The sequence below is a fragment of the Pseudomonas sp. 43(2021) genome (assembly GCF_017490805.1).
In the GTDB taxonomy this organism is placed as follows: Bacteria; Pseudomonadota; Gammaproteobacteria; order Pseudomonadales; family Pseudomonadaceae; genus Aquipseudomonas.
The window spans coordinates 1-449 of record NZ_JAFGYJ010000513.1; the positions used below are offsets into that span (position 1 = coordinate 1).

Here is a 449-nt window from a genome sequence, read left to right on the forward strand (position 1 = left end):
GTGCTGATATTTCAGCACCAGCAGATCGAAAGCTCGCTTGTCGCCACGCTGAACGCGTTCGACCAGCTGCTGATCCTCTTCCTGGGTTAGCATGAACACTCCTCGATAAGCCCGGAGGAGACTTGCATTACTAAACGACCAGACTTGCAAACATAGACTCGGGCTTTTCGCAAAAGTTCTCCCCCTCCAAGCAAGTTTCCTGCGGGCTCTGATTGGGCACGCACGAAAAACGCAGCGCGGGATAAACCGGCTGCGCGAATAATCTTGTTATCGGTTTCGCCGGCAGGAATCCAAACGCAGATTCCGCACTGAAGCCGACACTGTCCCTGGTTTCTGGCACCGTCTATTGATCTTGGGCCTTTGGCAAAAGTTCCAATTATTTATAGCCGTACCCACCTGACATTGCGCAACCCTGCTCGGAAAAGACTGTTTCAGCGCCGATACAGGTG

1 pseudogene is annotated in these 449 nt (G+C 52.8%); it reads right to left on the reverse strand.

The annotated features are described in order from the left end of the window. Positions 1-93, reverse strand: a pseudogene (locus J5M71_RS28445) (RNA polymerase sigma factor RpoE); the annotation flags it as partial. Positions 94-449 lie beyond the last annotated feature (356 nt).